Here is a 24,724-nt window from a genome sequence, read left to right on the forward strand (position 1 = left end):
CAAACCTCTGATAAGCCGTCCTGTCCAGGGCCGATAGCCTTTTCGTCCGGGAAGGGCGGCTTTCTCATTCTTTAAAATCTGATTGTCAATTAAGTCCTTATGAAAAAGAAAAAAAACATCGCATTCATGTATGGCGGAGTAGGGGTCCTGTTGTTCTTGTCCGCCTGTTCCGATGTGCGTACAACTTCGGAAGATTCGTTCCTTCGTTCCGACTATTATACCAGGGGCATCGGCGTCTATCCGGGCAGTCCGCAGGAAGACTTCTCGCCTGAGCTTCTGCCCGATGGCGAACAGTATCGCAACCTGGCCCTTCTGCGTGCCACGTACCAGTCGTCGGCCTATGATTACAACCTGACCTCGCAACTGCTGACCGACGGCATCGTGACCGACTTGGTTCCCAAGTATTTCGACCTTCGGACGGCCGAAGGCTGTGTGCCCAAGCGAGAGCGGGAATGGATGATAGACGGAGGCCCCTATTCGCGCAACACCGTGCGCGGCGAGGAGGCCTTTTTCGTGTTCGGCATGCACAATTACAGCAAGACCATCACCCGTGCGGTGGTGACCGGCACCCTGATTTACGACGATAAGGCGGCTCAGGACGGCTACGAAATGACGTGGGAGGCCTCGAACGACGGCGGTATCTGGACGGTGCTGGCCGTGAAAGAGGGCGCAGGCCTGCCCGGTGAGGCCCGTTCCGGCCGGGTGGAGGTGAACGACCCCAACAAGCAGAACGGCGGTACCGTGTCCATGCCGATGCGCCGGTTGGAGGAAACCTTCGAGTTTACGGACGCGGCGGCATATACTTCCTACCGCATCCGCCTGCGGATGAAGGGCGCTTACGAGTGGACTTTCCACGAAGTGGAGTTCTCCAATGCCGACGGAGCGGTAGACCTGAAGCCGTCGCAGTTCTTCACCAGTGCCTGGATGAGCGCTACGGCGGGCAAGGAGTGGGTCAGCGTAGACTTGGGCTCGCGTTCGGAGTTCGACAAGGTTATTCTCCATTGGGTGAACAAGGCTGTCGAGGGACGCATCCAGATTTCGGATGATGCGCAGACGTGGAAGGACGCGGCCCCGCTGCCCGGCGGTGACGAACTGACGGACGAGATAGCCGTCAAAGGCAGGGCCCGCTACGTGCGTGTCTGCATGGAGCAGTCGGCCAACGGCGACCGTTACATCCTGAGCGAAGTGGAGGTGATGGGTCGTGGCGGACTGCGGCCCCATGCGGCAGCCATGCCCCAGGCAACCGGCGGGAAGCTGACGCTATCGGGAGGCGGCTGGCTGTTGCAGCGCGCTTCGCAGGTGCAGGCCGAAGGCACGGAAATCGCCTCGCCCGCCTATAAGCCCGAAGGATGGGTGACGGCTACGGTACCGGGTACGGTGCTGACTTCGTACAAGAACGTGGGAGCCCTGGCCGACCCCAACTACGCCGACAACCAGCTGATGATCTCCGAGTCGTTCTTCAACTCCGACTTCTGGTACCGCAACGAGTTCCGGGTGCCGCCGTCGTTCAAGCGCGACCGTGTGTTCCTGAACTTCGACGGCATCAACTGGAAGGCCAATGTCTACCTGAACGGACGGCAGGCGGGCCGGATAGAGGGCGCCTTCATCCGAGGCAAGTTCGACGTGACGGATTACGTGAAGGAAGGCACGAACATACTCGCCGTAGAAATCATCAAGAACGCCCACATCGGCGCCATCAAGGAGAAGAACAAGCAGAGCACGGACTTCAACGGGGGCATCCTCGGTGCGGACAATCCTACGTTCCACGCCACCATCGGATGGGACTGGATACCCACCGTGCGCGGGCGAAACATCGGCATCTGGAACGACGTTTTCCTGACGACAACCGGCAAGGTCACCGTGCAAGACCCCTACGTGCAGACCCGGCTGGCCTTGCCCGACACCACGCAGGCCCGGCTGACGGCAGAAGTGGTGGTGAAGAACCACGACGGCAGGGAGGTGAGCGGAATTTTGTCGGGCAGGATAGGCGACATCCGTATCGAGCAGCCCGTGCAGCTGGCGGCGGGCGAGGAACGCACGGTGGTGTTCGATGCCGACCGCTTCCCCGGACTGCAATGGAAGAACCCCCGCCTGTGGTGGCCCAACGGCTACGGCACCCCTTACCTGTATGACGCAAACTTCACCTTCAAGGTGGGCGACGAGGTGTCCGACTCCCGCGACTTCAAGGTGGGCATCCGCCAGATGACGTTCAGCGAGGACGGCGGCGTGCTGAATCTCTACGTCAACGGGCGCCGTTTCATCGGGCGCGGCGGAAACTGGGGCTTCAGCGAGTCGAACCTGAACTACCGCGGCCGCGAATACGAGACGGCTGTGGCCTATCACGCCGACATGCACTTCACCATGCTGCGCAACTGGGTGGGCATGACCGGCGACGAAGAACTCTATGATGCCTGCGACAAATACGGCATCCTCATCTGGCAGGACTTCTGGCTGGCCAACCCTGCCGACGGTCCCGACCCCGATTGCCCCGACCTGTTCATCGCCAATGCCGAAGACTACGTGAAGCGCATCCGCAGCCATGCCTCCGTCGGCCTGTATTGCGGCCGCAACGAGGGCTTCCCGCCCGAAGTCATCGACAAGGCCCTGCGCCGCATCGTGAAAGAGGAGCATCCGGGCATACACTACATCTCCAGTTCGGCCGACGGCGTGGTGAGCGGGCACGGCCCCTACCGCATGCTGCCCGCCCGCGACTACTTCACGCTGGAAACCGGCAACGACAAGTTCCACAGCGAGCGCGGCATGCCCAACGTGCTGACCTACGAGAGCTTCCTCCGCACCTATTCGCCCGAAGGCATCTGGCCGCAGTCCGACCAGTGGGGGATGCACGACTACACCTTAGAGGGAGCGCAGGGCGCCGCGTCGTTCAACGAGATTATCGCCGCCGGCTACGGGCAGCCCGAAAGCGCGAAGGAATTTGCCGACCTGGCCCAGTGGGTGAACTACGACGGCCACCGCAGCCTCTTCGAGTCGCGCAGCAAGAACCGCATGGGCCTGCTGATGTGGATGAGCCACCCCTGCTGGCCCTCGATGGTGTGGCAGACCTACGACTACTTTTTCGAGCCGACGGCGGCCTACTTCGCCATCAAGAAGGCTTCCGAGCCGCTGCACATCCAGTGGAACCCGGCCGACGGCGATGTGGAGGTGGTGAACTACCATGCCGGCCGGCATCCCGCGTTGAAAGCCCGCGCCCAAGTGATGGGCATGGATGCCGTCACCGTCTGGGAAAAGGAAGTCACGGTGGACAGCCGCGAAGACACGACCGAGAAGTGCATCAAGCCGGAATTTCCCGAAGGGCTGAGCCGCGTCCACTTCATCAGGCTGACGCTGGAGGAAAACGGCAGGATCGTCTCCGAGAACTTCTACCACCGCAGCCTGGCGGAGGACAACGACTACCGCGAACTCAGGCAGCTCCCGAAGATTTCCCTGCGCACGCAGACCCGCTACGCGAAGGGCGACGACGGCGAGTGGAAAGCCGAAGTGACGGTCGGGAACCGCTCCGAGACTCCGGCCTTGATGGTCCGCCTGAACATCGTCGGCGACAAGGACGGCATGCAGTTCCTCCCCATCTTCTACTCCGACAACTACTTTGCGCTGCTGCCGGGCGAGACGAAGCAGGTGAGCGTGCACTGGAAGGACGCGGACACGCGCGGAAATGCGCCTTTGCTCCGCGTGTCGGGCTATAATGTGAAGTAAACGGGCAGCCTGCCGGCAAAATTCTTTCCGGCAGGGCTGCAAATCCTTATTTTTGCGGTATCGTTTACAATTAACATTCGGATTATGAAAAGAAAAACGGATGTGGATGGCAGCCCTTGCGGCGGCTGCCTCCTTACAGGCGCAAACATTTGAGAAATCCGCCTGCGGTTCTGACCGCCGGTGCCTGCCGCCGCCCCGTCCGCCCCGCACGGACACAACAAAGGGTGCCCCTTTTCGGAATCGGGGGCACCCTTTCTGTTTGCGGCCGGTCGTCCGCTCGCGGTTTAGAGGGGACTCTCGCCGTCGTCGCCTCCGCCGTCGCCGCCGGTGCCGGACGTACCGCCGCCGGTGTCGGAGTCGGGAAGGTCGGTCATGGAGCCGCCGGAGGTCGACGAGCCCATCTCCTGTTCGGCCTTGAAGATGATGCCGTTCACCTTCTGGATGAAGGCGGTCACTTCGTCCGAGGGCTGGAGCACGGCAAGCGCGTTCACCGTCAGCACAATCTGCTGGTAGATGGCGTCAATTTGCGTGCGCAGCTCGCGGCTGTCGATGCTTTGCAGGGCGGCCAGCGTGGCGGCTTCCTCCTGGTTGCGCTCGTAGGCCTTCTCGAAGTCGTCGTTGGCCTGCTTCAGCGCGGTCACTTCGTCTTTCAGGCCGAGGGCGGCGGCGTAGGTGGCGCCTTCGCCGGCGCTCAGCACGGCAACCATGCCGTTGATTTCGGCCGTCTCCTTCTGGTAGGCGTGCCCGCCGATGCCCTTGTAGGGCGCGAGCAGCTGGCGGAGCTTGTTGGCGGCGTCGGCCTTTTCGGCGATGATGGAAGTGGTGTGGGCTACCGTCACGTTCATGATGACGCCCACGCCCCGGTCGCGCCGGCTGTCGGCCGCACTGACGTCGACGGTGCTCGCCATTGCGGTCTTGCGGTTGACGATGTTGCCTTCGAGTTCGATTTTCTTCGTGTACTCGTCGACGTAGCTCTCCACGTGGAGGGCGGCTGCGGTGGCGTTGCCGATGGCCTTGTTCACGTCGAGGTGGAACTTGTTGTGGGCGCCTGTTGTCAAATGCGTCAGGGCGAACCCTGTAATTTGTGATACTGCCATAATCTTTACTTCAATTTTAAAGGTTATTATTTGGGTTAACTGTATTTTCCTTTCGTCTGCGGCGGTGGCGATGCCGGCTATCGCGATTTTCCACCCTGCAACGGCGGTTGTCGGGCCGGACATCCCGATTTTTGCCCCGTCGACGACGGTTTTCAGCCCGAACATCCCGATTTTCTGCCCCGCAACCGCGGTTTTCAGCCCGACCATCCCGATTTTCTGCCCCGCAACCGCGGTTTTCGGCCGACTTTCGCGATTTTCTGCCCCGCAACGGCGGTGTTTGGCCCGAACATCCCGATTTTCTGCTCCGCAACCGAGGTTTTCAGCCCGACCATCCCGATTTTCTGCTCCGCAACCGCGGTTTTCGGCCGACTTTCGCGATTTTCTGCCCCGCAACGGCGGTTTTTGGCCCGAACATCCCGATTTTCGGCTCCGCAACCGAGGTTTTCAGCCCGACCATCGCGATTTCTGCCGTAAAGATAATGAAATAGTCGGTAAAATCCGCCTTTGCGGCGCGAAAATCCGTCGGGCGGAGCGGCCTTTTCCGTCGCGCGGTGCGCTATATCCGCTTCTCCGCCCAGTTGCCCCGCCGCAGGTAGCGGTCGCAGAAGAACAGGATGAAGGCGGCATAGACCAGCTCCGACGTCCAGCACAGGGCCACGTCGACGCGCAGGAAGAGGATGATGAGCGTAATGTAGGCCACGTAGACGACCAGCGTCGCCAGCTCCAGCGCGAGCGCCGTGCGCGTGTTTCCCGTGCCCGAAACGGCCTGGAAGCAGACATTGGCGGGCACCAGCAGCAGGTAGGTGGAGCACATGACCCACAGCGAGGGCACGGCTGCCTGTTGCAGGTCGGCCATGTCGGTATAGATGCCCAGCACGACGCGGGGGAAGAGGCAGAAGAGCAGGGCCGGCGGGAGGACGAAGGTATAGGCCAGGCGGATGTGCTGGCGGACGGTGGGGCGCACGCTGCCGGCGCGGCCCGCCCCGATGAGGTTGCTCACCAGCGAGCCGCAGGTCGAGGCGAAGGCCATCATCACCATGAACAGGATGCCGCTGACGCTGCGGATGACGTTGGTCACCGCCAGCGGGCGTTCGCCCAGGTGTTCGATGTAGAGAAAGAACAGGAACCACGTGCCGAGCGACAGGAAATTCTGCAACATCATCCAGAACGACACGTCCAGCATCCGGCGCAGCACGTCCGTCCGCAGCGGCGGGATGCGGTCGAGCCCGTACTTGCGGCAGTCGATGCGGCGGCGCGTGTAGGCGGCGAAGAACACGAGCGACACCAGCTCGGCCAGCGACGAGCCGATGGCCGCTCCGGCAATGCCCATCGCCGGCAGCCCCGGCATTCCGAAAATCAGGACATAATTGAACACCACGTTGCTCAGCACCATGACGACGGAGTTCAGCGTCAGCGTCCGCGTCTGTGTGGTGCCGAGGAAAAACGCGCGGAAGATGGCCGCACTGAAGGAGAAGAAGGCGCCGAAGACGCGCCAGTGCAGGTAGGCCGAGGCGGCCTCGTAAATCTGCGGCGAAGCGATGATGCGCTTCAGCAGCAGGGGCGAAAAACAGTGGGAGAGGAGGAAGAGCACGGCGGCCAGTGCGGTCTGGAAATAGATGCCCTGATAGAACAGGGGGCCGATTTCGCGGTAGCGCCCCTCGCCGTTGCGCCGCCCCACGAGTATCTGCGTCCCGATGCTGAACCCGAAGGCCACCATGAAGATGACCATGTAGAACACCCCGGCGATGGCCGAGGCGCCCAGCTCGACCTCGCCGACGCGGCCCAGAAAAGCCGTGTCGGTCATGCCGATCAGCTGCTCCATGAGCAGGCTGACGAGGACGGGGCAGGCGATGCGCCGGATTTGCCCGTCGGTGTAGCGGGCAGGCAGTTCGGGGGCCGTCATCTGCGGTTCTGCCGCTGCTTCATCAGCTCCTGCTGCTTCTGCATGGCCTCCAGTCGGGCGGCGAAGCCGGATGTCTTCATCTTCTTGGGGTCTTTCTTGTTAGCCTCCAGTCGGGCGAGGAGTTTCGCCTCGTCGGTCGTCCGGCGCAGCACGAGGGTCGTCACTACGCTGACGAGCGTGGAGATGAAGTAGTAGTAGTTCAGGCCCGACGGATAGTCGTTCAGGATGAACAGGAACATGACGGGCATCAGGTAGGACATCCACTTCATGGCGGCCATCTGGGGGTTGGCGCCCGTGTCCTGCTGCTGCATCATGTACTTCGTGTTCAGGATGTTCGTCGCCGTCATCAGCACGCAGAACAGGCTGAGGTGGTCGCCCAGGAACGGGATGCGGAAGGGGAAGTTGACGAAGGCGTCGTAGGTCGACAGGTCGTCCGCCCAGAGGAAGCCCTGCTGGCGCAGTTCGATGGCGCTTGGGATGAACATGAAGAGGGCGATGAGCACCGGCATCTGGATGAGCATCGGCAGGCATCCGCCCATCGGGCTGACGCCGTACTGGCTGTAGAGGGTCATGATTTCCTGCTGCTTCTTCATGGCGTCTTCCTGCTTGGGGTACTTTTGGTTGATGACGTCGATTTTCGGCTTCAGCACGCGCATCCTGGCGGAGGAGAGATACGTCTTCCACGTGGCGGGGAAGACGACGGCCTTCACGATGAGCGTCAGGAAGAGCAGCACCATGCCCATGCTGAGCCCCCAGCCGGACAGCCAGTCGAAGATGTTGATGATGAACCACCTGTTCACCCAGCGGAACAGGGGCCAGCCCAGGTAGACCAGCTTGTTCAGCTCCCATTCCGTGTCGCGGCCCTTGTCGAGGGCGGTCAGCGTCTTGTAGTGGTTGGGGCCGAAGTAGAAGTGCAGCTGCGTGGCGTCGTTTCCGGCGGGGTCGAAGCGGGTGTTCATCTCGGCGGAGTAGTCCTTGATGTAGCCGCTGCCCTGCGGTTCCGTCCGCGAGGCGAGTTTGGCCTGCGCGAAGTCGTCTTCGGCGATGAATACCGACGAGAAGAACTGGTTCTTGAAGGCAATCCAGCTGAGCGTGCCGGCGGGTTCCTTCTCGCTGCTCTTGGCGGCGGAAAGGTTGTCCGTCCCCTCGCCGCTGACCTTGTACGTCAGTTCGGCGAGGCGGTTTTCAAACGTGTATCCCTTTTCAATCTGACGGGCGCGCTGCGACCACTCGATGTCCACGTGGCTGTTTCCGGCGGCCAGCTTCCCGTCCATGCCCGTCGCCCGTATGCTGAAGTCGACGAGGTAGGAACCCCGGTGCAGGCTGTAGCAGAAGTCGATGTAGCTGTCGTCGTCGGCCGCCAGACGCATGGTGAGGGTGGAGTCCGTTCGGTCGGCCGCCTCGAAATAGTAGTTGCGCGTCTGCATGGTCTCCCTTTTGTTGTAGAACAGGAAGTTGAGGTCGACATCGTCGCTGCCGAACAGGGTGAGCGGTGTCTTCTTGTCCTGCTCCATGTAGCCTTTCAGGGTCACGGAGCACGGCGTGCCGCCTTTGGTACGGACGGCCAGCGCCATCAGGTCGTTCTGGATGGTAATCGTTTCGTCCTGCCCCTTGAATGCGCGGAAGAACAGGGCGGTAGAGTCGTCGACGGCCTCTTCCTTCTCGTTGGCGAGGGCCGCTTCCGCTTTGGCTTTCAGGTCGGCTTCGCGCTGCTGGACGAGCGCGATGGAGTCGTAGTAGTGTTGCCGGGCCTCCAGCTGCTCCTTGCTGGGTCGGCTCAGGAAACTGAAGCCGATCAGCAGAATGGCAATCAGCGCAAATCCGGTAATGGTATTTTTGTCCATGTGGGTCTTGAATTAAGGGTGAAATCAGTTGTCGGTGAGTGAATTGTTTGCCGTTTTCTTCCGGCCGCCCCCGCCGTATTCGATGGCCGCCTTCACGAACGAGACGAACAGCGGATGCGGATGGAGCACGGTGCTGCTGTATTCCGGGTGGAACTGCGTCCCCACGTACCAGCGTAGGGTGGGTATCTCCACGATTTCCACCAGGTCCGATTCGGGGTTGATGCCGGTGCATTTCATTCCGGCTGCCTCGTACTCGGCCTTGTACTGGTTGTTGAACTCGTAGCGGTGGCGGTGGCGCTCCTGGATGTGTGTGGTGCCGTATGCCTCGTAGGCCTTGCTATCCTTCTGCAAGATGCAGTCGTAGGCGCCGAGCCGCATCGTGCCGCCCATGTTGGTGACGGACTTCTGCTCTTCCATGATGTCGATGACGTTGTACGGCGTCTTCTCGTTCATCTCGCGCGAATTGGCGTCGGCATACCCCAATACGTTGCGGGCGAACTCGATGGCGATGCACTGCATGCCGAGGCAGATGCCGAAGGTCGGGATGTCGTGCGTGCGTGCATACTTGATGGCCACGAACTTGCCGTTGATGCCGCGCTCGCCGAAGCCGGGGCCGATGAGTACGCCCGACATGCCTTTCAGACTTTCGGCGACGTTCCCGTCCGTCAGCCTTTCACTGTTCACGAAGTCTACGGAAACTTTGCGGTCGTTGTAGGTTCCCGCCTGCGACAGGGCCTCGCGGATGGACTTGTAGGCATCCTGCAAGTCGTATTTCCCTACCAGCGCGATGTGGATGGGGTCGGTTTTCTCCGCCTTGTGGCGACGCTCCAGGAAGCTGCGCCAGGGGCCGAGGCCCGGCGTGTCGCCCACGGGAAGCCCCATTTTCTTCAGGATGGTTTCGTCCAGCTTCTGGGCCTGCATGAGGATAGGCACTTCGTAAATGGTCGGCGCGTCGATGCTCTGCACCACCGCGTCTTCGTCCACGTTGCAGAACAGGGCGACTTTCTTGCGGAGATTGAGGCTGAGTTCATGTTCGGTACGCAGCACCAGAATATCCGGTTGGATGCCGGCGCTTTGCAGCTCTTTCACCGAGTGCTGGGTGGGTTTTGTTTTCAGTTCGCCGGCGGCGGCCAGATAGGGGACGTAGGTCAGGTGTACGCACAGGGCGTCTTTGCCCAATTCCCATTTCAGCTGTCGGATGCTTTCCAGATAAGGCAACGACTCGATGTCGCCGACGGTCCCGCCGATTTCGGTGATGACAAAATCGAATTTGTACTTGTTGCCAAGCAGCTTCACGTTCCGTTTGATTTCGTCCGTGATGTGAGGAATGATCTGTATCGTTTTCCCCAGGTAATCTCCGCGGCGCTCTTTGTCGATGACGCTTTTGTAGATGCGTCCCGTCGTGATATTGTTGGCTTTGGTCGTCTGGATGCCCAGGAAGCGCTCGTAATGCCCCAGGTCGAGGTCGGCTTCGTGTCCGTCTACGGTTACGTAACATTCACCGTGTTCGTATGGATTGAGCGTACCCGGATCGATATTGATATACGGGTCAAATTTTTGGATGGTTACATTGTACCCTCTTGCCTGCAGCAGTTTCCCGATGGAAGACGAAATGATTCCTTTGCCTAAGGAAGAGGCAACACCACCGGTGACGAAAATATACTTTGTTTCTCCCACAATTATAATAGAGTTTAATATGTTAGCTTGCTTATCCGCAGAAGGTCTTCCGGCCTTGATTACATTTTAAGCCGCAAAATTATAAAAAAAGAAGAGAAAGTAAATATTTTAAGCTAAATTTGTAGCCGTATTCATGGATTTTAGGGCTTAATGGTTTATATGAGTTTTATGAAGAATAAATATTATGTATGCGTCTGGGCGATGTTGTCGGTGATGTCCGTGTCGCTTTCGGCGCAAGTCACTATGGTAGAAGATGAATGGGCCGCCTCTTCGCGGGCAGGAAGTCTGTTCGGTCAAGACAATCTCTTGAAGCAGGACACACTGATTTCGCTGGTGCCTGTCGTCCGGTCGGACTCCTTGCGGGCCGACACCTTGCAGTCTGCTGTTTCCATGCCGGCCGATTCGCTGAGGGTAGACTCTTTGTTGTCGGCAGTCGTACAGGCCGACACCCTGCGGCAGGATACGGTAAGTCAGGAGTCGGAGTCTCTGGAAGGGGCGAAGAAGGAGCCGGAAAAGAAGGTCAGGAAGAAACGGCCGCAATTATCGGAATTTCTTTCCCGCTATTGCGTTCTCAAGCTGAAACCCGCAGAAGGTACTTCGGAGATGAAACTGGACACCGTGTCGTTCTTGTATGAAAAGAATTTGGGCGTCTTGTATTATCTGAACGATCCGGCTACTCCTGAACGCTATATTGCCCGCGACCCCAAATACTTCCGCCTGTTCTTGCCCTTTACCTTCTATTATGCACCGATGGCGGAGATTTCCCAGTTGAAGTGGAAGCCTTCGTTATGGAGCGACTCGGTGACCGTCTCCACTCCTGAGCCGCTTTCGTTCGACCCGCTACCTTTTAGGGCCATAGAGCAAACCAACGAGGTGGTGAACCGTACCCTGCTTGCCGTCTATCCCTACTGCTCGAAGCAGGTGGTACTGACGGAGGACGAAGTGATGTTGAAGCCCAGTTACAATGACGACATCCAGAAAGAAGATTCTTCCAAGCCGTCGGTTACGAAGCTGATAAAGAAGAGCCACATCGACATCAACGAAGAGGCGGGAGTCATCATCCACAAACCTAACTGGTGGATAACATCGGGGAACGGCTCGTTGCAGTTCTCTCAAAACAGCATCTCGAACAACTGGTACAAGGGAGGTGAAAGCTCAATCTCTGTGCTGTTCAACCTTCTGCTGAGGGCCAATTACAATGACCATGAGCGCGTAGAGTGGGAAAATCTGCTGGAAGTCAAGACCAATGTGAACTCGGCCCCTTCGGATACCTATCACGACTTTTTGATAACCAGCGACCAGCTTCGCTTGTATAGCAAAATGGGTATTAAGGCCTTTACCAGGTGGTATTATACCATATCCACCGAATTAAAGACTCAGCTCTTCAATTCTTATGGGAGCAACAGCATGAACTTGAAAGCAGCTTTCCTGGCTCCGTTCGATTGGTCGACCGGTATTGGTATGGACTACAAGTTGGAGAAGTCAAAGTATAGATTGTCCGTGTTCTTGGCACCTCTGACCCATACGATGCGTTACGTTGGCAATGAGAAAGTAAGCGAAACCAGTTACGGCTTGGAGGAAGGGGCTACAGTGAAGCATGATTTCGGTTCGCAGATTCAGACGAATTTTTCTTGGACTATTATTCCTTCCATCAGACTGGCTACACGCTTGGACTACCTGACAACCTACAAATGGGTTCGCTCCGAATGGGAGACAAACATCGACTTTATCCTGACTCGTTTCTTGTCGGCAAAGCTGTATGTGCTGGCCCGTTTCGATGACAGTACGAAACCCAGGGTAGGTGACAATTATTTGCAGGCTACCGAAACGCTTGGTTTTGGTCTCAACTACTCTTGGTAAGCAGAAAGCATTCAATGGGGGAAGCAATGTTTTGTGATGAAGAAGACGATGTTTTTCGTCTGGCAAAGCATTGCTTTTTCGGCTGTGGTTCTCGTTATCCTCTTGAAAGAGCGATTTCCTTTATCATTATACCGGGTCTTTCCTGAGCTCCGTAAAATTCCTCTTCAGTATTCTACGCTGACGTTTGCAAACGTCGTGTTCGCCAATTCATTTTTTCGGTGGGTTTTCATCTGAGGTGAATTATAGACTATTATTTGTGGAAAATTGAACAAATGTAAATGAATGTTTATATCTATTTTTGCGGCGAAGTTTTACATTGGGTAGATTATGATGAAAGGCAAAGGATGGTTTATCCGGCTTTTTGAAAGGATTTTTATTGATTTGAGGAGATAATTTGGGGAATGAAACATGTTATTGTAAAAAGAGCAGATACGAAACACCGGATGGATGATTTTGTTCGGTTGACAGATATGTTGTATGCTGATTCTCCCTATTATGTCCCGGATTTGGAGATAGATACGCGGGATGCTTTCGACCCGGCAAAAAATATGGGGTTGGAGTATTCTGTCATTCAACCGTTTGTGGCTTACGATGAATCGGATAAACCGGTAGGGCGTATTGCCGGAATCATTAACTCCCGTGCCAACCAAAAGTGGAAAACGAAGAATGTCAGATTTGGTTTCATCGAGTTTATTGACGACATGGATGTATCCAGGGCTTTATTGGATACGGTCGAACAGTGGGGACGCGAGCAGGGAATGACACATATACAAGGGCCGATGAGCATTTTGGATTTTGAAAAAGAAGGGATGCTTATAGAGGATTTTGACCAAATGGGCTCTATGATAACAATCTACAATCCGCCTTATTATCCCAAACATTTGGAAGCATTAGGCTACCGGAAGGCGGTGGATTGGGTACAGATACGCATTGATGTGCCTCCTGCTGTTCCCGAAAAATATGAACGTGTCGCCCGTTTGTCGAAGGAAATGTTTGGCTTGAAAGTCAAAAAACTTACGGATAAGGATATTTTCAAGCATGGATATGGGAAAAAAGTATTCGATCTGCTGAATCTTGCCTACTCACCTCTGTTTGGATATACGGAATTGACAGACAAACAGATAGATTCTTTTTTGAAACACTATATACCTTTGATGGATAAGCGTATGCTGCCTGTGATAGAAAACGAGGAAGGGCAGGTGGTAGGTATAGCGATTACAATGGGAAGTTTGTCTAATGCTTTACGGAAATCGCATGGCAGATTGTTCCCTACAGGGTGGTATCATTTGGTACGGGCTCTCAAATGGAAACATGAGGATAAGGCAGAACTTCTGCTTGTGGCCGTGCATCCCGATTATCAGGGGTTGGGAGTGAATGCCTTATTCTTTGCCGACTTAATCCCTGTATATAACAAACTTGGGTATCGTTGGGCGGAGACCGGCCCTCAGTTGGAAAGTAATGTACGTGAACTCTCTCAATGGAAGCCGCTGAATCCTTCAATAGTCAAACGCAGACGATGCTACAAGAAAGATTTATGAAACATGAATAGCTTGGAATAAGAATTATGATATGGAAAAGAGAGTAGTTATTACAGGGATGGGCATTTGGTCCTGTATCGGTACGACATTGGATGAAGTGCGTGATTCTCTATATAATGGCAAGAGTGGCATCGTTTTCAATGCCGAACGCAAGTCTTTGGGATTTCGTTCAGCCTTGTGTACCGATGTCCCCAAACCCGATTTGAAACCATTCATTCCTCGCAACCAGCGTCAGTTTATGCCCGAAGAGGCCCAGTATGCTTATATGGCCACGAGACAAGCGTTAGAGAATGCAAAGCTGGATGCCGACTACATGGAGCATCATGAGGTAGGCCTGATATATGGCAACGACTCTGTTGCTGAAGCCACGATGCATGCCCTCGACAAGTTTCGGGAGTTTCATGATACGGCAGCCTGCGGCAGTGGTGCCATCTTTCAGTCGATGAATTCTACGGTGACGATGAATCTTGCCTGCTTGTTCCGCCTGAAGGGTATCAATCTGACGGCTTCTGCGGCGTGTGCATCAGGATCCCAGTCGGTAGGATTGGCTGCGTTACTCATTCGGAATGGTTTGCAGGAATGTGTCGTATGTGGTGGTGCACAGGAAAATAATCTGTACAGTGTGGCGGCCTTCGATGGAATACAATCGTTTTCTGTCCGTGAGGACAATCCTACCTGCGCCAGCCGCCCTTTCGATCGCGATCGTGATGGACTGGTGCCCGGTGGTGGTGCGGCGACCCTCGTTTTGGAGAGTTACGAACATGCCATGCGACGAGGTGCTCCGATATGGGGCGAAATTGTTGGCTGGGGCTTTTCCGGTAATGGCGATCACATTTCGACACCCAACATTGAAGGGCCGGTGCGCTCTTTGGAAGCTTGTTTGCGTAATGGGGGTGTGACGCCGAGAGAGATAGGTTACATCAATGCACACGCTACATCGACTCGTATTGGCGATGCCCGCGAGGCGCAGGCTATTGCCCGCGTATTCGGTGATTGGCAGGTACCTGTCACATCGAACAAAGGACAGACAGGACATGAGATGTGGATGGCTGGCGCAAGCGAACTGATTTATTCGATGCTGATGATGAAAAATGATTTTATTGCCGGAAATCTCAATTTTGAAAATCCTGATGAAGATACAGCTTGTATCCATGTTTTACCCGAACGGAAGGAAGTTCATTTTGACATGTTCCTTTCCAATTCTTTTGGCTTTGGAGGAACTAATTCGACACTTATTGTGAAAAGTATATAATGTAATTTTTTTAATATTGAATGACATGACACGTGAAGAGATTGTAAAGCAAATAAACATTCTGTTGGCAGAAGAATTTGAAGTAAAGGCTGAAACATTGTTGCCGGATGCGAATGTGAAAGAAACCCTGAATCTGGATAGTTTGAGTTTGGTAGACCTTGTAGCCCTGATGCAGCAGATGTATAAAGTGAAAATTCCCGTAACGGAGTTACGCAATATACAGACTTTCAATAATCTGTATGACTACATCGAGTCACATCTTCCGAACGAATGAGCAGGCGGTGTATAGAGGAACTTATTCCGCAACGCAGCCCCATTTTAATGGTAGATGAGTTGCTGGAAGCAGATAGCGAGAAGGCTACGACTTGTTTCACCATCCGCCCTGACAATCTGTTTATCGGTGTAGACGGATTGTTGGAAGAGACAGGTTTAATAGAACATATGGCCCAGTCAGCATCTGCACTGGCCGGTTATATGGCTGTTTTGGCTGGAGCAGAAAGACCTCCTATTGGCTACATCGGTGAGATTAAGCACTTCCATTGTTACCGTTGTCCACATATAGGGGACAAGTTATACACAACAGTCAGATTGGGTACGGAAGTGAATGGGGTAACACTGGTAACGGGAGAAAGCCATATAGACGGTGAAGTGGTGGCAGATACGCAGATGAAAATATTTGTCCAGCCAGACAGATGAATAATATTTTTGAGTAGAGGATAAGGGATATGAAACTTGAAGGGTATTATTACAATTTAATTGACAGAAGTACAGATGCGAATGGCAGTACTTTCCGAATAGCCTTATTGCAAGAATGTGATATATATACCGGTCATTTCCCTGGTCATCCTGTTTGCCCTGGCGTATGCAATATACAGATTGTGAAAGAATGTGCCGAACGGTTAGTCGGAAAGCCACTGCGTATCGGATATATCCGTCAATGTAGGCTGATTACATTAGCTACCCCGGTTATTTGCCCTGAGTTAGTTGTAAGGATTAAGCTGGAGTCTGTGGAAGCAGGCTACAGTATTGTTGCCACGATAGCCGACGCAGAGCATATTTATATGGAATATAAAGGAAATATGATTGTATGATAAGACTTTGCATCCATATTTATCGGTATTTTCGTCTTCATCGTGTGACCTTTTGGAGCATGATGGTGGGGGTGTTTCTTTTTTGTGGCTATTTTGCCTCACAAATCCATTTGGAGGAGGATTTAAATAAACTTTTTCCTGTATCGAGAAATGAAGATGGAAGTATCAAATTGGCTTTTGCCAACCTGCGTATTAAGGATAAGACGTTTTTACTCTTTGAGGGAATGGAGGGAGTTTCTGCAGAACGTATTGCTGAGGTATGCGATACTTTTGTTGATTCGTTGCAGGCAAGGAATGCAGCATCTGATTATGATGAAGATGGGCGATTGATTGACGACGTATTCTATTGTCTTTCTGACGATTTGTTACCCAATGTTGTCGATTACTTTACTGGTCATTTCCCGGCCTATATTGATACGGCTCTTTACATACATATAGATTCGATGCTGACTGTTGAGCACATGAAATGCCAGATGCTTCAGAACCGTCAGGATCTGACAGGCAATTTTGGACAGATGTTTCCTGAGTTGATACAGATGGATCCGTTAGGCCTGCGTAACTTGCTGGCAGGTCAGATGAAGCATATATCCAAGGATGAGACAGGCAGTTATCATATTGTTGACGGGCACTTTTTTGTTCCTGATACCACCGTGTGTGTAGCTTTTTTGACTCCACACTATTCAGCAACCAATACAGGACAGGGTTCTGTCTTGTTTGATGTGCTGAACGAATTGGTTGAAGATTTTTCCATTACCTTTCCCGATGTACGTGTCAGCTATCATGGAACGCCGGCAAGCGGTTACTATAATGCAGTTCAAATCAAGCGCGATCTGATAGTTACGGTTGGAGGTTCGTTGCTGCTTGTGTTGGTATTTTTGTCTGTCTGTTATCGCAATCACGATACCATTCCTTTGCTATTGCTTCCCGTTTTGTTCGGTGCTTTATTCGGATTGACCGCAATGTATTTTTTGAAGGGACAGTTTTCACTTTTGGCTTTAGGCATCGGAGCGGTAGTGCTTGGAGTAGCAATGAGCTATGTGCTACATGTCTTGACCCATTATAAATATGTTGATAATCCAGAACAGATGCTTCGTGATCAGGTAAAGCCTGTATGTCTGGGATGTCTTACTACAATCGGTTCGTTTATGGGGCTTATTTTTATTGACACGGCGTTATTACAAGACTTCGGTCTGTTTGCCGCCTTTGCCATTGTTGGAACTACTGTTTTCAGTCTTGTTTTTTTGCCTCAGTTACTTCGCCCGGGTACTAAACAGATGAACCGTCGGATATTTGCTGTTATTGATAGAATCAATGCTTATCCATTTCATAGAAAGAATTTATTGTTGGTTGGGATTGGTATGGTTACTATCGTTTGTTTAATCAGTTATTTGGTTTGCGGTACACAGTTTGATGCTGATATGCACAATTTGGGATACAAAGCTGAATTGACTACACATTCGGAGAATTTACTTCGTAATAAGACATATGCAACTGACAAGCAAAAGTATTTTGCGAGTACAGGGCAGACAATGGAAGAGGCTATAGCCAATCTGACAGTTCTTTCACATAAGCTCGATTCGTTGCAACAAATGGGGTTGGTAAAGAGTTATACCCATTCGGAAAAGATCTTTATTCCTTTGCAGATACAACAGGAGCGTATAGATGCTTGGAAGCGTTATTGGACAGACGAACGCCTGTCGCTTGTTCGTCGCTTAATAGATGGGACAGCATTGGAGGCAGGATTGCGTCCTGAAGCTTTTCAACCATTTTTTGATTGTGCTATGGCCGATTACGAACCGGATGCTTTATACGAGGCGGAAATTATTCCAGAGGGCTATCTGTCAACATTGATGGAACAATCCTATGATGGTGGATATCTTTGTTTTACTTCGGTACGTTGTGCGAATGATGTAGTGCGTGGCAAGACGAGTGATTACTACCGCATTTGTGAAGCTATTGCTTCAGTACCCAATCTTATGGTACTTGATACTTATTATTATACTACAGATACGCTGATAAGCATGAATGAGGATTTTAATGTCTTGCAATGGGTGTCTATGCTGTTTGTTTTTGTGGTGCTGTTATTCAGTTTCCATTTCAATTTGAAAAATACACTGATAGGTTTTCTTCCAATTTTGTTGAGTTGGCTGATTGTTCTTGGAGCAATGATCTTATTTGGCATGAAGTTCAATCTGATCAACATCATCATTTCGACTTTTATTTTTGGCATAGGTGTGGACTACAGCATATTTGTAATGAACGGACTTGTTGGTGGCGAAGAAAATACACGCCTGTTAGGCTATCACAAAACGGCTATTCTTTTCAGTGCAATCATTCTGATTGTCACGGTCGGATCCATGCTTTTTGCTAACCATCCGGCTATCCGTTCTGTTGGTTTTTCTACATTGGTAGGATTGGTGTCAGCAGTGGTGCTTTCATATATCGTTCAGCCTGCGCTTTACTGTTGGTTGGATAAAAAAGGAGGGCGGTATGAAGTATGACGTAATCATTGTAGGTAGCGGATTGGGCGGATTGGAATGTGGTTATATCCTTTCACGTAATGGACGTCATGTACTTTTATTGGAACAGGGTGGACAACCGGGTGGCTGTCTGCAAGCTTATCAGCGTTGTGGGCAGTTTTTCGATACAGGATTCCATTATGTTGGTGGCTTGGAGAGCGGACAGTCTCTTCATGCTGCTTTCAAATATTTAGGCTTGCTTAATTTACCGTGGCATCGTTTGGATTTTGACGGATTTGATCGCGTGGCCATTGGTGATAGGATGTTTGCTTTTGCTCAAGGATATGATGCTTTTTATCAGCGTCTTTCTGATGATTTCCCTGCCGAGCGTGTGGCTTTGCGCCGATATGTGGAGCTGTTGAAACAATCAGCCGCGCAGCAGTGGGCTGTTCTCAGTCCTGATGGTACAGGCTCCGATTTGCTGCCGGAGAATATGGCAATCAGTGCATGGGAATACTTGAAGGAGAATTTTCAAGATCCTTTGTTGATAGACGTCCTTAGCGGAACTTCGTTGAAGATGGAACTTAGGAAAGAGTCTCTTCCTCTGTTTACCTTTTTGCATGGCAATAGTAGCTTTATTGAGAGCAGTTGGCGCCTGAAGGGTAGCGGATCGCTGATTGTCAATACATTGGCCGATGGTATCCGTGCAACGGGCGGGGAAATCATTTGTAATGCCCAGGTGCAGGAATTAGTGGAGAAAGATGGCCGTCTCACATACGCTGTCTGTTCCAATGGCGAACGCTATGAAGGTTCTCTTTTTATCAGCGATATTCATCCGGCGCAGACCTGTAGTTTGATAAAGCAAAGTAGCAGGATGAAGTCTCTTTATCGTAACCGTATCGTTGGACTTGAGAATACTTTTGGAATGTTTACAGTGTCGCTTTGTGTTCCTCCACGCAGTCTGCATTATTTCAATTATAACCTTTATGTTTATCGGGAACCGGATGTTTGGACGTTCCATCAGGACAATCGTCCCGTAAGCGGGGTACTTGTCAGTTGCAGGATTCCTGAAGATGGAAGCGAATATACACAGCAAGTGGATTTGCTTACGCCCATGACATGGGAGCAATGCCGAACATGGGATTGTACAAAGGTGGGACGGCGTGGCGCATCATACCGATGTCTGAAAGAAAGCATGGCAGAAGAATGTATCACTTTGGCGAGACAATTTCTCCCGGAACTGAAGGGTCAAGCATTGAGTTACACGAGTACGCCATTGACATGGCGTGATTATACACTTGTTCCTGAAGGTAGTGCTTATGGGGTACGTAAAGATTTTCGTAATCCGCTACAGACTTTTCTTTCGCCTCGTACTCCTGTCCCTAATCTGCTTCTTACAGGGCAAAACCTGTTATTGCACGGGGTGCATGGAGTGACCTTGACAGCTTTTCATACATGTGCCGAAGTGTTAGGTCGTGAATGGGTTTGGAAAATATTAGAGAATAAATAACATAGAATAGCAATGAAGAAATATGCATTAGTAACGGGAGGCAGCCGCGGAATAGGTCGGGCAGTTTGCGTAAAACTGGCTAAAATGGGGTATGACATTCTGATCAATTATGCAAACAATGCGTCAGAAGCACAAAAAACACTGAACTTGGTGCGGCAGACCGGACAAGACGGTGAGCTCTTGATGTTCGATGTCAGCAAAAGGGAACAAGTGGTTAGGGCCATTGAAGCGTGGGAGATGGAGCATGCGAATGATTATATCGAAGTTCTGGTGAATAATGCGGGAGTACGTCGCGATAATGTACTTGTTTTCATGGCGGAAGAAGAATGGTATAACGTGTTAGATGTCAGCCTTTCAGGATTTTATAATGTAACCCAAGCCATATTGCAATCCATGTTGGTGCATAAATATGGACGCATTATCAGTCTGGCGAGTGTCAGCGGGCTAAAAGGACAGCCGGGGCAAACCAATTATGCTGCTGCCAAAGGTGGAATAATTGCTGCTACGAAGGCATTGGCTTTGGAGGTGGCGCGTAAGAATATTACGGTGAATGCTGTTGCTCCCGGATTTATCGAGACCGATATGACAGAGGGACTGGATGAGGCAAATCTCAAAAAAGACATTCCCGTTCAACGCTTCGGAAAGCCTGAGGAAGTGGCTGAACTGGTTGGATTTCTTGCTTCGCATGAAGCAGGGTACATCACAGGAGAAGTGATTTCTATTAATGGAGGACTTTATACGTAATACGAATATGAAAAGAGTTTATATGATAGGGGCGATAATCGTGTTTGCCTGCCAGATGCTTCCGGCACAACAAGCCGAGCTTCATAAAGCGGCAGAACGTTTCAGGGGCATCCGTTCATTGAAGGCAGACGTGGTTCAAACCGGGCACAATGTCGCTTTGATTAAGGATATTACGACGTCGGGGCACTTTCTCTATCAGGAACCTGATCGTTGCAGCATGGTGTTTCCCGATGTAAAAGAGATGCTTCTTGCTGTCGACGACACATTTGTCATGGTAAGGGACGGGAAACAGCATGTTGCTAAAGCGAAAGGGCAGGGGAACAATCCGTTTGAAGTCCTTTCGGACGTGTTCCGTAAATTGCTTTCTGCTGACGAGCATGCCAATCTGTCTGAATATGCAGATGTGAAGCTTTCCCGGCAAGGTAACTCTTGTACGATTACGATTTCCCCGATAGAGAAAAACGCCAGGAACAAACGGCGCATGATGTATGCTTCGTGCATAGTCACCGTAGACTTGAAAGCTGCCGAACTGCGGTGCGTCCGCATTTATGAAAGAGGAGAAAACTACACTCAATATGATTTCTCCAATTATGCAGTCAATGCCGAAGTGGATGCCAATGCTTTCGATGTTCAATCCGTGATGTGAAAATGAATTTGCTGGAAGATATTTGTCGCGTACCGGTTCGTTTCTGTGAAATTGATTCGATGAAGCGGGTATGGCATGGCTCGTTTGTGGTCTATTTTGAAGATGGGAGGGAATCGTTCGGGCGGCATTTCCCCGGTATAGGTTATGCCGACATGCAGCGGATTGGGATTTATGCTCCGCTATACGATTTACATGTCCGCTATTTGCATCCGCTCGTTATGAATGATGTGGCAATCATACATACCTGTTATGCCTATCATCCGGGAGCGCGGTTGGATTACACATATAAGATATATCGGGAAAGTGACAATATCCTCTGTGCCGAAGGTGACACTACACAGCTGTTCATTGACGGGCAGGGTATGCTTTTAACGGATATACCCGACTTTTATCGGGATTGGCAGGAAACATTCCTGAGAGAGCGGGAATAGGGAAGCAGGAGATCGTGTTAGGATGAGGAATTTTATATTTTGGCTGATGTTATGGATGTCCGTATCTGCGGCAAACGCACAGCATACGGAAGTGAAGGGCATGGTGACCGATTCGATTACGGGTAAAGGTCTGCCGTCGGCAGCCGTGATTTTGAAAGGGACCAACATCGGGGGCGCTACGGACAGAAACGGAAGATTTGCCTTCCCGGTTCCTGACGCGCCGGCCACAATACAAATTTCCTACCTGGGTTATGACAGCCGCGAGCTGCAAATCGTTCCCAATGGAAAGACGATCGAGCTGCGTGTCCGTTTGGTTCCGTCCGGCATTACGCTGAATGAGGTCACGGTCAAGCCCAAACGGGAAAAATACCGGAAGAAAGACAATCCGGCCGTAGATTTTGTGCGCCACCTCATCGACATGCGCAGGGACAACAATCCGCGCGACCATGATTACTTCAGCTACGACCATTACGAGAAATTGTTTTTTGCAAAGAACGACTATACCCCAAAGCCCAGGAAGGAAGGCAAGACGGGCAGGTTCGATTTCCTGGGCGAGTTTGTCGATACGCTGGACAATGGCATCACGGTCTTGCCGGTGTCGGAGAAGGAGAAGGTGCAGACCGTCTATTACCGCAAGTCGCCGCGGGCCGAGAAGCAAGTCGTCAGGGGCTACAAGTCGTCCGGCATCGACGAAATATTTTCGAGCGACGGCATCCAGCAGTTTCTGGGCGAAGTGTTCCGCGACATAGATATTTTCAAGAACGACATACCGCTCTTTCTGCAGCGGTTTGTCAGCCCCTTGTCCGCCATCGGGCCAAACTACTACAAATACTATCTGATGGACACGCTTCAGATAGACGGACAACGTTGTGCGGACTTGGCCTTCGTTCCCTTCAATTCCGAGACGTTCGGCTTCACGGGACACCTCTACGTCAGGCTCGATTCCACTTATTTTGTGCAGCGGGCCACGCTCAATGTGCCGAAGGACATTAACCTGAACTTCGTTTCCAGGCTGACCATCCGGCAGGACTTCAAGCGCATGCCCGACGGCACGCGCATCATCACCAAAGACGACATCAGCGTCAATTTCAAGCTGACGGAGCGCACCAAAGGGATGTACGCCCGCCGCCTGAGCATCTACACCAACCATTCGTTTGAGAAGCCCGACGGGGACAGGCTCCGCGTCTTCGACGAGCAGGCCCCGGTCATCACGCTGCAAGGGGCGCACCGCCGGACGGACGATTTCTGGACGGAGCATCGCCCGCCGGAGGGCCGGAACCGCAACCCGAATTCGACGGAGAAGCTGATGGCGAGGCTCAAGGCGGTTCCGGCTTACCGGATAACGATGAAGACCCTTTCCATTCTCGTCTCAGGCTACGTGTCCACGCATCGGGAGCCCGAAAAAAGCAAGTTCGAGTTCGGCCCGATGAACTCGACGGTCAATTACAACAACCTGGAGGGCCTGCGCCTGCGCGTGGGCGGAACCACGACCCCCGCCTTCAGCAAGCGGTTCTTCCTCGACGGGTATGCGGCCTACGGGGTGAAGGATGAGAAAATGAAATACGACGCCTTGGCGGAATATTCTTTCATCGACCGCAAGGAGTTCCGCAAGGAATATCCGGTGCACTCGCTGCGCTTCGAGTACATGTACGACATCAACAAGCTGGGACAGGACTACATGTACACCAGCAAGGACAACATGATGCTGATGATCCGCCGCAAGCAGGACAACTACATCTCTTACCTGCGGCAGGCGGAGCTGACCTATACCCGCGAGCATTACAACGGCTGGTCGTACAACGCGATTTTGCGCAACCGCCGCGAATACGCCACGCCGTATGTCGCTTTCCGGCAGATAGGGGCGGGCGGGGCGTTGAACCCGGTGGACAGGTATGACATGACGGCGCTGGAGCTGCATTTGCGCTACGGACGCAACGAGAAGTTCTATCAGACGCGCAACCTGCGCATCCCCATCACGTTCGATGCCCTGATATTCAACGTCAATCATGTCATGGCCAAAAAGGACTTTCTGGGTTCCGACTACGACTATCACCGCACCGACATCGGCATGCAGAAACGTTTCTGGCTTTCCGCCTTCGGCTACATTGACTTGATAGCCAAGGCGGGGAAAGTCTGGACGAAGGTGCCCTATCCGCTGCTGATTCTGCCGAATGCCAATCTGACCTATACCATCCAGCCCGAATCTTATACGAATATGAACGCGCTGGAGTTCATCAACGATGAATATGCGTCGTGGGACGTGACGTACTATATGAACGGCAATCTGCTGAACCGTCTGCCCCTCGTGAAGAAGCTGAAGTGGCGGGAAGTGTTCTGCTTCAGGGGGCTGTGGGGGCATCTGACGGATAAAAACAATCCGGCGAAGGGCAGCGGCGAAGGGCTGTTCGCTTTTCCTGCCTGCACGTATGAGATGGGGCGCGCGCCCTACATGGAGGCGAGCGTGGGGGTTGAAAACATCCTCAACTTCCTGCGCATAGATTACGTCTGGCGCTTGAACTACCGCAACCACGCGGATATTCAGAAGAGCGGAATACGGATGACGATGGCGTTGTCTTTCTGACGCGCCGGATAAAGCCCGACTTTCCCGATTTTTGGGTCATCCGACATCTCGGACGGGTAGAAAATCCCGAAAGTCGGCCAAAAACCGCGGTTGCGGAGCGGAAAATCGGGATGTTCGGGCCAAACACCGCCGTTGCGGGGCAAAAAATCCCGAAAGTCGGCCAAAAACCGTCGTTGTCGGGGCAAAAATCGGGATGTTCGGGCCAAAAACCGTCGTTGCGGGGCAGAAAATCGGGATGTTCGGGCCAAAAACCGCCGTTGGCGGGGCAAAAATCGGGATGTTCGGGTCAAACACCGCCGTCGACGGGGCAAAAATCCCGAAAGTCGGACCGTCGGATGCCGACGGCCCGCTCTTCAACCCCCTTTTTCGTATCTGAA

19 protein-coding genes are annotated in these 24,724 nt (G+C 52.7%); 14 read left to right on the plus strand and 5 right to left on the minus strand.

Going from position 1 to position 24,724, the window contains the following annotated elements; translation table 11 throughout:
• The first annotated feature begins 126 nt into the window (after positions 1-126).
• Complete coding sequence (locus Q0Z70_RS01560) at positions 127-3,714, plus strand: sugar-binding domain-containing protein (RefSeq protein WP_298072045.1); 3,588 nt, start codon at positions 127-129, stop codon at positions 3,712-3,714.
• Between the two features lie 284 nt (positions 3,715-3,998).
• Here Q0Z70_RS01560 and Q0Z70_RS01565 read toward each other — a convergent pair whose 3' ends face one another.
• The 4 genes from Q0Z70_RS01565 to Q0Z70_RS01580 form a co-directional block, all read right to left on the minus strand.
• Positions 3,999-5,018: a DUF6261 family protein gene (locus Q0Z70_RS01565; RefSeq protein ID WP_298071989.1), complete on the minus strand. Its 1,020-nt coding sequence runs from the start codon at positions 5,016-5,018 to the stop codon at positions 3,999-4,001.
• Between the two features lie 349 nt (positions 5,019-5,367).
• Positions 5,368-6,699 (minus strand): MATE family efflux transporter, encoded by a 1,332-nt coding sequence (locus Q0Z70_RS01570; protein WP_298072047.1) that lies wholly within the window; start codon positions 6,697-6,699, stop codon positions 5,368-5,370.
• Between the two features lie 11 nt (positions 6,700-6,710).
• Positions 6,711-8,558 carry a membrane protein insertase YidC gene (yidC, locus tag Q0Z70_RS01575; protein WP_298071991.1) on the minus strand — a complete coding sequence of 616 codons (1,848 nt, stop codon included), beginning with the start codon at positions 8,556-8,558 and terminating at the stop codon, positions 6,711-6,713.
• A 24-nt stretch (positions 8,559-8,582) separates the two neighbouring features.
• On the minus strand, positions 8,583-10,235 hold the full coding sequence (locus Q0Z70_RS01580) for a CTP synthase (protein WP_298071993.1): 1,653 nt from the start codon (positions 10,233-10,235) through the stop codon (positions 8,583-8,585).
• 168 nt (positions 10,236-10,403) lie between these two features.
• Here Q0Z70_RS01580 and Q0Z70_RS01585 point away from each other — a divergent pair, with 168 nt between their 5' ends.
• The 12 genes from Q0Z70_RS01585 to Q0Z70_RS01640 all read left to right on the plus strand — a co-directional run bounded on the left by Q0Z70_RS01585 (position 10,404) and on the right by Q0Z70_RS01640 (position 24,347).
• On the plus strand, positions 10,404-12,095 hold the full coding sequence (locus Q0Z70_RS01585; RefSeq protein WP_298071996.1) for a DUF3078 domain-containing protein: 1,692 nt from the start codon (positions 10,404-10,406) through the stop codon (positions 12,093-12,095).
• Between the two features lie 401 nt (positions 12,096-12,496).
• Positions 12,497-13,633 carry an N-acetyltransferase gene (locus Q0Z70_RS01590; protein WP_298071998.1) on the plus strand — a complete coding sequence of 379 codons (1,137 nt, stop codon included), beginning with the start codon at positions 12,497-12,499 and terminating at the stop codon, positions 13,631-13,633.
• A gap of 31 nt (positions 13,634-13,664) precedes the next feature.
• On the plus strand, positions 13,665-14,885 hold the full coding sequence (locus tag Q0Z70_RS01595; protein WP_298072000.1) for a beta-ketoacyl-[acyl-carrier-protein] synthase family protein: 1,221 nt from the start codon (positions 13,665-13,667) through the stop codon (positions 14,883-14,885).
• 25 nt (positions 14,886-14,910) lie between these two features.
• Positions 14,911-15,159, plus strand: a complete 249-nt coding sequence (locus tag Q0Z70_RS01600) for a phosphopantetheine-binding protein (protein WP_298072001.1) — start codon at positions 14,911-14,913, stop codon at positions 15,157-15,159.
• Entirely contained in the window at positions 15,156-15,581 is a 426-nt protein-coding gene (locus Q0Z70_RS01605) for a beta-hydroxyacyl-ACP dehydratase (RefSeq protein ID WP_298072003.1), read from the plus strand. The genes Q0Z70_RS01600 and Q0Z70_RS01605 overlap by 4 nt, the downstream gene beginning before the upstream one ends.
• 29 nt (positions 15,582-15,610) lie before the next feature.
• Positions 15,611-15,976 (plus strand): beta-hydroxyacyl-ACP dehydratase, encoded by a 366-nt coding sequence (locus Q0Z70_RS01610; RefSeq protein ID WP_298072005.1) that lies wholly within the window; start codon positions 15,611-15,613, stop codon positions 15,974-15,976.
• Positions 15,973-18,477 carry an MMPL family transporter gene (locus tag Q0Z70_RS01615; RefSeq protein WP_298072007.1) on the plus strand — a complete coding sequence of 835 codons (2,505 nt, stop codon included), beginning with the start codon at positions 15,973-15,975 and terminating at the stop codon, positions 18,475-18,477. The genes Q0Z70_RS01610 and Q0Z70_RS01615 overlap by 4 nt, the downstream gene beginning before the upstream one ends.
• Positions 18,467-19,945, plus strand: a complete 1,479-nt coding sequence (locus Q0Z70_RS01620; RefSeq protein WP_298072008.1) for an NAD(P)/FAD-dependent oxidoreductase — start codon at positions 18,467-18,469, stop codon at positions 19,943-19,945. The genes Q0Z70_RS01615 and Q0Z70_RS01620 overlap by 11 nt, the downstream gene beginning before the upstream one ends.
• A 12-nt stretch (positions 19,946-19,957) precedes the next feature.
• Positions 19,958-20,689 (plus strand): 3-oxoacyl-ACP reductase FabG, encoded by a 732-nt coding sequence (gene fabG / locus Q0Z70_RS01625; protein WP_298072010.1) that lies wholly within the window; start codon positions 19,958-19,960, stop codon positions 20,687-20,689.
• 7 nt (positions 20,690-20,696) lie between these two features.
• Positions 20,697-21,335: an outer membrane lipoprotein carrier protein LolA gene (locus Q0Z70_RS01630; RefSeq protein WP_298072012.1), complete on the plus strand. Its 639-nt coding sequence runs from the start codon at positions 20,697-20,699 to the stop codon at positions 21,333-21,335.
• A gap of 2 nt (positions 21,336-21,337) precedes the next feature.
• Positions 21,338-21,766: a thioesterase family protein gene (locus Q0Z70_RS01635; RefSeq protein ID WP_298072014.1), complete on the plus strand. Its 429-nt coding sequence runs from the start codon at positions 21,338-21,340 to the stop codon at positions 21,764-21,766.
• 22 nt (positions 21,767-21,788) lie between these two features.
• Positions 21,789-24,347 carry a DUF5686 and carboxypeptidase-like regulatory domain-containing protein gene (locus tag Q0Z70_RS01640; RefSeq protein WP_298072016.1) on the plus strand — a complete coding sequence of 853 codons (2,559 nt, stop codon included), beginning with the start codon at positions 21,789-21,791 and terminating at the stop codon, positions 24,345-24,347.
• Here the strand turns inward: Q0Z70_RS01640 and Q0Z70_RS01645 are convergent.
• Positions 24,305-24,532, minus strand: a complete 228-nt coding sequence (locus Q0Z70_RS01645) for a hypothetical protein (RefSeq protein WP_298072018.1) — start codon at positions 24,530-24,532, stop codon at positions 24,305-24,307. The two genes, Q0Z70_RS01640 and Q0Z70_RS01645, sit on opposite strands and share 43 nt — an antisense overlap.
• A gap of 8 nt (positions 24,533-24,540) precedes the next feature.
• Here Q0Z70_RS01645 and Q0Z70_RS01650 point away from each other — a divergent pair, with 8 nt between their 5' ends.
• Positions 24,541-24,723, plus strand: a complete 183-nt coding sequence (locus Q0Z70_RS01650; protein WP_298072020.1) for a hypothetical protein — start codon at positions 24,541-24,543, stop codon at positions 24,721-24,723.
• Position 24,724: the final 1 nt, after the last annotated feature.

Source organism: uncultured Bacteroides sp., assembly GCF_947632445.1.
In the GTDB taxonomy this organism is placed as follows: domain Bacteria; phylum Bacteroidota; class Bacteroidia; order Bacteroidales; family Bacteroidaceae; genus Bacteroides.